Source organism: Promicromonospora kroppenstedtii DSM 19349, assembly GCF_000515355.1.
GTDB classification, from domain to species: domain Bacteria; phylum Actinomycetota; class Actinomycetes; order Actinomycetales; family Cellulomonadaceae; genus Promicromonospora; species Promicromonospora kroppenstedtii.
Genome location: NZ_KI911677.1, coordinates 1,009 through 6,702 on the forward strand (window position 1 = coordinate 1,009; position 5,694 = coordinate 6,702).

The following is a 5,694-nucleotide window of genomic DNA, read 5'->3' on the forward strand; positions in this document are numbered from 1 at the left end:
GCCTCCAGCCAGGCGGCGAGCTCGTCGACCCGGCCCGCGGACGCCTCGCCGACCTCGACGGCCAGGGCCAGCACGTCGTCGTCGGTGGACCGGCCCGGGGCGAGCGCCGCGAGCTGCACGGCCTGCGCGTTGTGCTCGATCGCGACGGCGGCGTAGCCGGAGTCGGCCTCGGAGTACCCGGCGGCCTCCTGCTTGGCCGGGACGAGGACGCCGAGCCAGAGCAGCAGCGCCAGCACGACGGCGAGTCCGCCGGCGAGCACGGCGCCCATGATCCGCAGCCTGCGCCCCAGCCCGTAGGCCGACGACGGCGTCGTCCGCTCCTGGTCGGAGACCTCGCCCGACGGCGGGGCGGTGTCCTCGGTCGTCGAGTCCTGGGGCGTCATGTCCGGGAGGTTCCCATACAAAGCACCGTCCGCGCCATCACGGAAAACCCTCATGCGGTCTGCCGTCAGCAACGACCGGGCCTGATACTCCCCGTCACTCCCCTTCGAGGCCTAAGTTTCTTCGCTTTGAGCCAGTCGAAAGCCAACAAACTTAGGCCTCGAGAGCGAGGGCCGCGTACGGCCGAGGCCCACCGGCAACGATCTGCCGGTGGGCCTCGGGGTGTCAGACGTCGGAGACGGCTCTCGGGTCAGCGCCCGAACGGCTCCTGCATCTGCGGGTTGAGCGACTTCTGCTTGACCCGCTCGGCCTTGCCGTCGATCGAGTCGTCGATGTCGAACGTGTCGAAACCGATGCCGAGGTCGTTCGAGTAGGCGTAGCCGTTGTAGTAGTACGTCGACCAGGTGCCGCCGCTGCTCACGCCCTCCCCGCGGTCGAACCAGGCGAGCTCACGCGGGTTGGACGAGTCCGTGAAGTCGTACACCGAGACGCCGCCCTGGTACCAGGACTGGACCATGATGTCCTTGCCCTTGACCGGGATGAGCGAGCCGTTGTGCGCCACGCAGTTCTCGTCGGCCGTGTTGATCCGCGGGATCTTGTAGTACGACTTGAGCTCGAGCTCCTTCTTGCCGTGGCGCCCGCGCTCGATGTCGTAGATGCCGTTGGCGCCCAGCTCCGGCGCGTACTCGCCGGTGCAGGTCGCGAGACCGCCACCGCCGAGCTCGTCGGTGAAGACCACCTTGGTGGCGTCGTTGTTGAACGTGGCCGAGTGCCAGAACGCGAAGTTCTCCGTGTCGCGCACCTGGCTGATCACCTTCGGACGCTCGCGGTCCTTGATGTCCATGAGGATGCCGTCACCCATGCACGCACCGGCCGCCAGGTCGTACTTGGCGTAGGTGGTGATGTCGTGGCAGCCGCTCGTCGTGGAGGCGCGGCGGTCGGGGTCACCCTCGTAGCCGCCGTCCGGGAAGAGGACGGGCGTGGAGACGACCTTGGCCGACGTCGGCTTCTGCAGCGGGATCTTCACGATCGAGACGAAGTCGTGCGGCGGCTGGCAGTCCGGGAACGTCGCGTTCGGCGAGTACGACGAGACGTAGGCGTACAGGTTCCGGCCGTCCTTGGACGGCGCGAGCGAGTGGGTGTGCGAACCGCAGGAAGTCTCGACCGACTTGATGTACTCCGGGGCGAGCGGGTTCGAGATGTCCCAGATCTTGATGCCTTCCCAGGCCGACTTCTCAGTCGCCGGGAGGGACGTCGAGGCACAGGAGTCGTCGCTGCGGGACGAGTCCGTGGACAGCACGAGGATGTCCTTGTAGACCGAGACGTCGTTCTGGGAACCGGGGCAGTAGACCTGCACGACCTGCTCCGGGTTCTCCTTGTCGGAGAGGTCGTACACGGTGAAGCCGTCGTAGTTGCCGGCGAACGCGTACTTGCCCTGGAACGCGATGTCCGAGCCGGTGCCCTGGAGCGCACCGTTCTTGGGCTGGTTGCTCAGGTGGGTCATGTTCTCGGACGCGGTCTCGCCCGGCGGGACGTCCGGAGCTGCGACGTCCGCGGCGACGGGCGCCGCGAAGGCCGTGGCCGCGATCATCGCGGCCAGGGCGGCGCCTGCGGCGCCCCGCACACGAGGTCGGGTAAAGGTTGGACGACGCACGGGCGTCACACCTCCTAGGTCGGTTGTGGGCAGTGTTGCTCACAGGGACCTCTCAGGACCAGGAGTTTCGGGATCTTTAACATGGTGGTGACAAAGCACCACCTAGTGGCGCGGAAGCGACATCGGGCTTGGTGTCCGCATGTGATGACCTGTTGGTAGATTCCGGCGCTAACGTCCTCCGATGGTCTGCGGCCACCCCGTCCATGACCGGACGATGACGCGGACTTCAGCCCGTACGAGAGGATCCGCCCGTGAAGACGCTGACAGGTGCCGGACGACGATCGCGTGTCCGGACGGTCGCGATCGGCCTGGCCGTGCTGGCGCCGGCCCTTGTGCTGTCCGCCTGCGGGCCCGACGAGGAGCCCGAGGAGGTCTCGACGCCGAGCTCCGTGGTGGTGCAGCCCGGCAAGCCCGGGGAGCCGGCGCAGACCATCGCGCCCGAGGACTACGAGGGCGCGCCCAACGCCGAGGCGCCGTTCTCGAAGGCTGACGCCGAGTTCCTCACCGACATGATCTGGCACCACGGGCAGGCGATCGACATGTCGGTGCTGGCGCCGGAGCGCGCGGATTCCGAGCAGATCAAGACCTTCGCCACCCGCATCGACGTGGTGCAGGGCAGCGAGATCAAGCTGATGTCCGACTGGCTGGAGGAGAACGACTACCCCGTGCCGGTGACCGCCGAGAGCGGTGACGGCTCGGGCCCACGAGCTCCGGGGCACGGGCACGACGCCGAGATGCCCGGCATGCTGAGCGAGGCCGAGATGGCCGAGATGGAGGACGCGTCCGGGGCCGAGTTCGACCGGCTGTACCTGGAGGGCATGATCAAGCACCACGAGGGTGCGCTGGCCATGTGCAAGGACGTCGCCGGGGCGGGCAGCGAGGAGCGGGTCCTGGAGCTGGCGAACAACATCGCGGCCGACCAGATGGCGGAGATCGACCGGCTGGACGAGATGCTCGACGCGCTGTGACGCGCTGACCGGGCTCGCCGACCTGTGACATGACGATCGCCGGGAAACGGAGCAGGCGCTCCGTTCCCGGCGATCAAACGAGGTCGGCGGCGGCCCCACCAGGCCGCCGCCGACCGGTCAGATGCGGCGCCGACCCAGCAGGATCAGGCCCGCGACGGTGGCCAGCGCACCGAGCGCTGCCGCGATGATCACGCCGACGCCGATCGCCCCCGCCGGTGCGCCGTCCACGCTGGACCGGAGCACGCCGGTGCCGTCGGACAGCTGCGCCGTACCGGACGCGACGTCGGACGTGCCCGCGACGAGCTTCGCGGAACCGTCGGCGAGCTGCTGCGTGCCGTCGGCCAGGGTGACGGCGCCGCCGGCCAGCTTCTGGGTCCCGTCGTCGAGCGCGCCCGTGCCGTCGGTGAGGTCGCGGGCGCCGAGACGGGCCGCGAGCAGGCCCTCTTGGACGGTGACCGAGCCGTCGGCGAGGCGCTGCGACTTGGCGACCTTGGGGACGACGCGGTCGCGGACCTCGATGATGCCGTCGAGGATCTTGCCGGAGCCGGTGTGGGCGGTGCCGGACCCGGCGGCCAGCAGCACCGACCCGGCGTGGAGCTGCTGGACGCCAGAGACGAACGCCGGCGTCTGGCCGGCGAGCTCGGCGTTGCCGCCGGCGACCTGGGTCGCACCGGAGAGCAGCGCGGGCAGGCCACCCTTGAGCTGGCCCGTACCAGCGGCGAGCGCGGCGTTGCCGTCGGCCATCGCGGCGGCGCCCTCGAACAGGGTCGGGGTGTTCCGAGCAAGCTCGGCGTTGCCACCAGCGACCTGCTGCGAGCCCGCGACGAGCACGTTGCTTCCGGCGTACGCCGAGCCCACGCCGGCAACGTATCGCTCGATACCAGGGGCAAGCTGCCCGACGCCGGCCTGCAGCGTCGCGCTTCCGACCTTGGCCCGCTCCGTGCCGGCCGCCAGGTTGGCCGCACCGGCCGTGAGGGGTGCCAGGCCGTCGGCCACCTTCTGCGCACCGGCCGACACCAGAGCAGTACCGTCGGCCAGCTTCTCTGCACCTCCGGCCACCTTCTGCGCACCGCCTGAGATCTCGCCGAGCGAAGAGCTCAGGCCGGACGCGCCGGCCTGCGCCTGGGTGGCGCCCGCACTGACCTGTCCGGCGCCGGCTGCCAGCGCTCCCGACGACTGGGCCAGCGCCTCGAGCTGAGCCTTGAGCGCCGCGTCGTCGGTAGCGCCAGCGAGCTGCGTCAGCTTCTCCTGAAGGTTCAGGTTCCCGCCCTGCACGTTGTTCGCCCCGTCGACGAGGCCACCGATCTTCGTGGCGAGCGTGCCGGCACCGGTCTGCGCCGCTGCGACGCCGCCTGCCACTGCCGCCGAACCGGACTTCAGCTCCGCTGCGCCCGCCGCCGCGCCCTGCGCGCCCTTCGCCAGCTCGGGTGCGCCGGCGTTGAGCAGCGCGAGGCCCCCCGCGATCTGGTCCGCCCCCGCGTCGAGAGCAACCGCACCGGCAGCGAGGTCGTTCGCGCCGGCTTGGACCGCGCTCGTCCCGCCAAGGATCGTCCCGTTGCTGGCGGCAAGCTGGGACAGGCCGCCGTTCAGCTCCTGGCTTCCGGCGAACAGCCTGCCGGACCCGTCAGCGAGCAGTGTCGCCGCGGCGTCCACCTGCCCGACTCCAGCCGCCAGGTCCTGCGAACCCGCAGCCAGCTGACGCGCACCCGCGTCCAGCGGGGTCACGCCGTCGCTGACCGTCGCGACGCCGGCAGCCACGAGCAGCGACCCGCCCGCGAGCCGCTCCGCGCCGTCTGCGAGCGCGGGCGCCTTGGTGTTCAGGGTGGTGAGACCGGCGTTGAGCTCCCCCGCACCGTCGCTGAGGTCGCCGAGCCCGTCCTTCAGCTTCGCCTGACCGGCGGTGAGCTGCAGCGACGCGTCCGCCAGGTCCTTGACGTCCGACGCCGTCTCGGCCGTGCCGTCCGAGATCTTCTTGGAGCCGTTGTGCAGCTTGATCACGCCCGCGCGCAGGTCGCCCGCGCCGGAGTCGAGCTGGCCCGCGCCGTCGGCGAGCGCCTCGACGCCGGGCACCACGTCGTCCTGCACCGCGGTGTTCAGGTCCGTCGCCCCAGCGCCGAGGTCGCCGACGCCGGAGACCAGCTCGGCCTGGACGCCATCGTTGAGCGTGCTCGCGCCGTCGTCCAGCTTGCCCGCGCCGTCCGCGACGCTGCCCTGGAACAGGAGCATGAAGGCCGTGGCCACGATGGCACCGGCCAGCAGCATGGCTACACCTACCGCTGCGAGGATCGTCGGTCCGGGTCCTGATCGTGGTCTCGGTGATGCATGAAGCTGCGTCATCGGTTCGCCTCTCGCTCTGCGGGCTTCGTCGCCCCGCGGAAGTTGTCGGACCGGCGCCCCTGCCCGCCGGGCTCGCCGCCGTTGGCGAGCACGAAGCCCGTGGTGGTGGGCATCTGCGCAGAAGTTACCCGCGCGTTCAGTCCTGCGGAACGCTTTTACTGATCACAACTCAGTAAAGGAGAGAAGATCACCCGCTCGCCCGAAACGGTTCTGCTGATCCGAAGTCAGCCGAGCCGCGCGTCGACCGCGTCGGCCGAGAACCGGTCGTCGACGGCGACCCGCGCCAGCCCGACGAGCACGGCGTCCGCCCCCAGCGCGGCGGCCCGGATCCGCAGCCGGGCGGTTGCCCGCGGC

At 70.5% G+C, this 5,694-nt stretch carries 4 protein-coding genes; 1 reads left to right on the top strand and 3 read right to left on the bottom strand.

Annotated features, from left to right (window positions below; genetic code table 11):
- The coding region (locus PROKR_RS13850; RefSeq protein ID WP_036964231.1) for a DUF305 domain-containing protein at positions 1-383 on the bottom strand (383 nt) is incomplete at its 3' end.
- Positions 384-631: 248 nt separating this feature from the next.
- Positions 632-2,035 (bottom strand): LVIVD repeat-containing protein, encoded by a 1,404-nt coding sequence (locus tag PROKR_RS13855; protein ID WP_245605824.1) that lies wholly within the window; start codon positions 2,033-2,035, stop codon positions 632-634.
- 251 nt (positions 2,036-2,286) lie between these two features.
- Between PROKR_RS13855 and PROKR_RS13860 the strand changes: the two genes are divergently transcribed.
- Entirely contained in the window at positions 2,287-3,003 is a 717-nt protein-coding gene (locus PROKR_RS13860; RefSeq protein ID WP_051432980.1) for a DUF305 domain-containing protein, read from the top strand.
- 117 nt (positions 3,004-3,120) lie between these two features.
- Here PROKR_RS13860 and PROKR_RS13865 read toward each other — a convergent pair whose 3' ends face one another.
- Positions 3,121-5,265: a YhgE/Pip domain-containing protein gene (locus PROKR_RS13865; RefSeq protein ID WP_036964236.1), complete on the bottom strand. Its 2,145-nt coding sequence runs from the start codon at positions 5,263-5,265 to the stop codon at positions 3,121-3,123.
- Positions 5,266-5,694 lie beyond the last annotated feature (429 nt).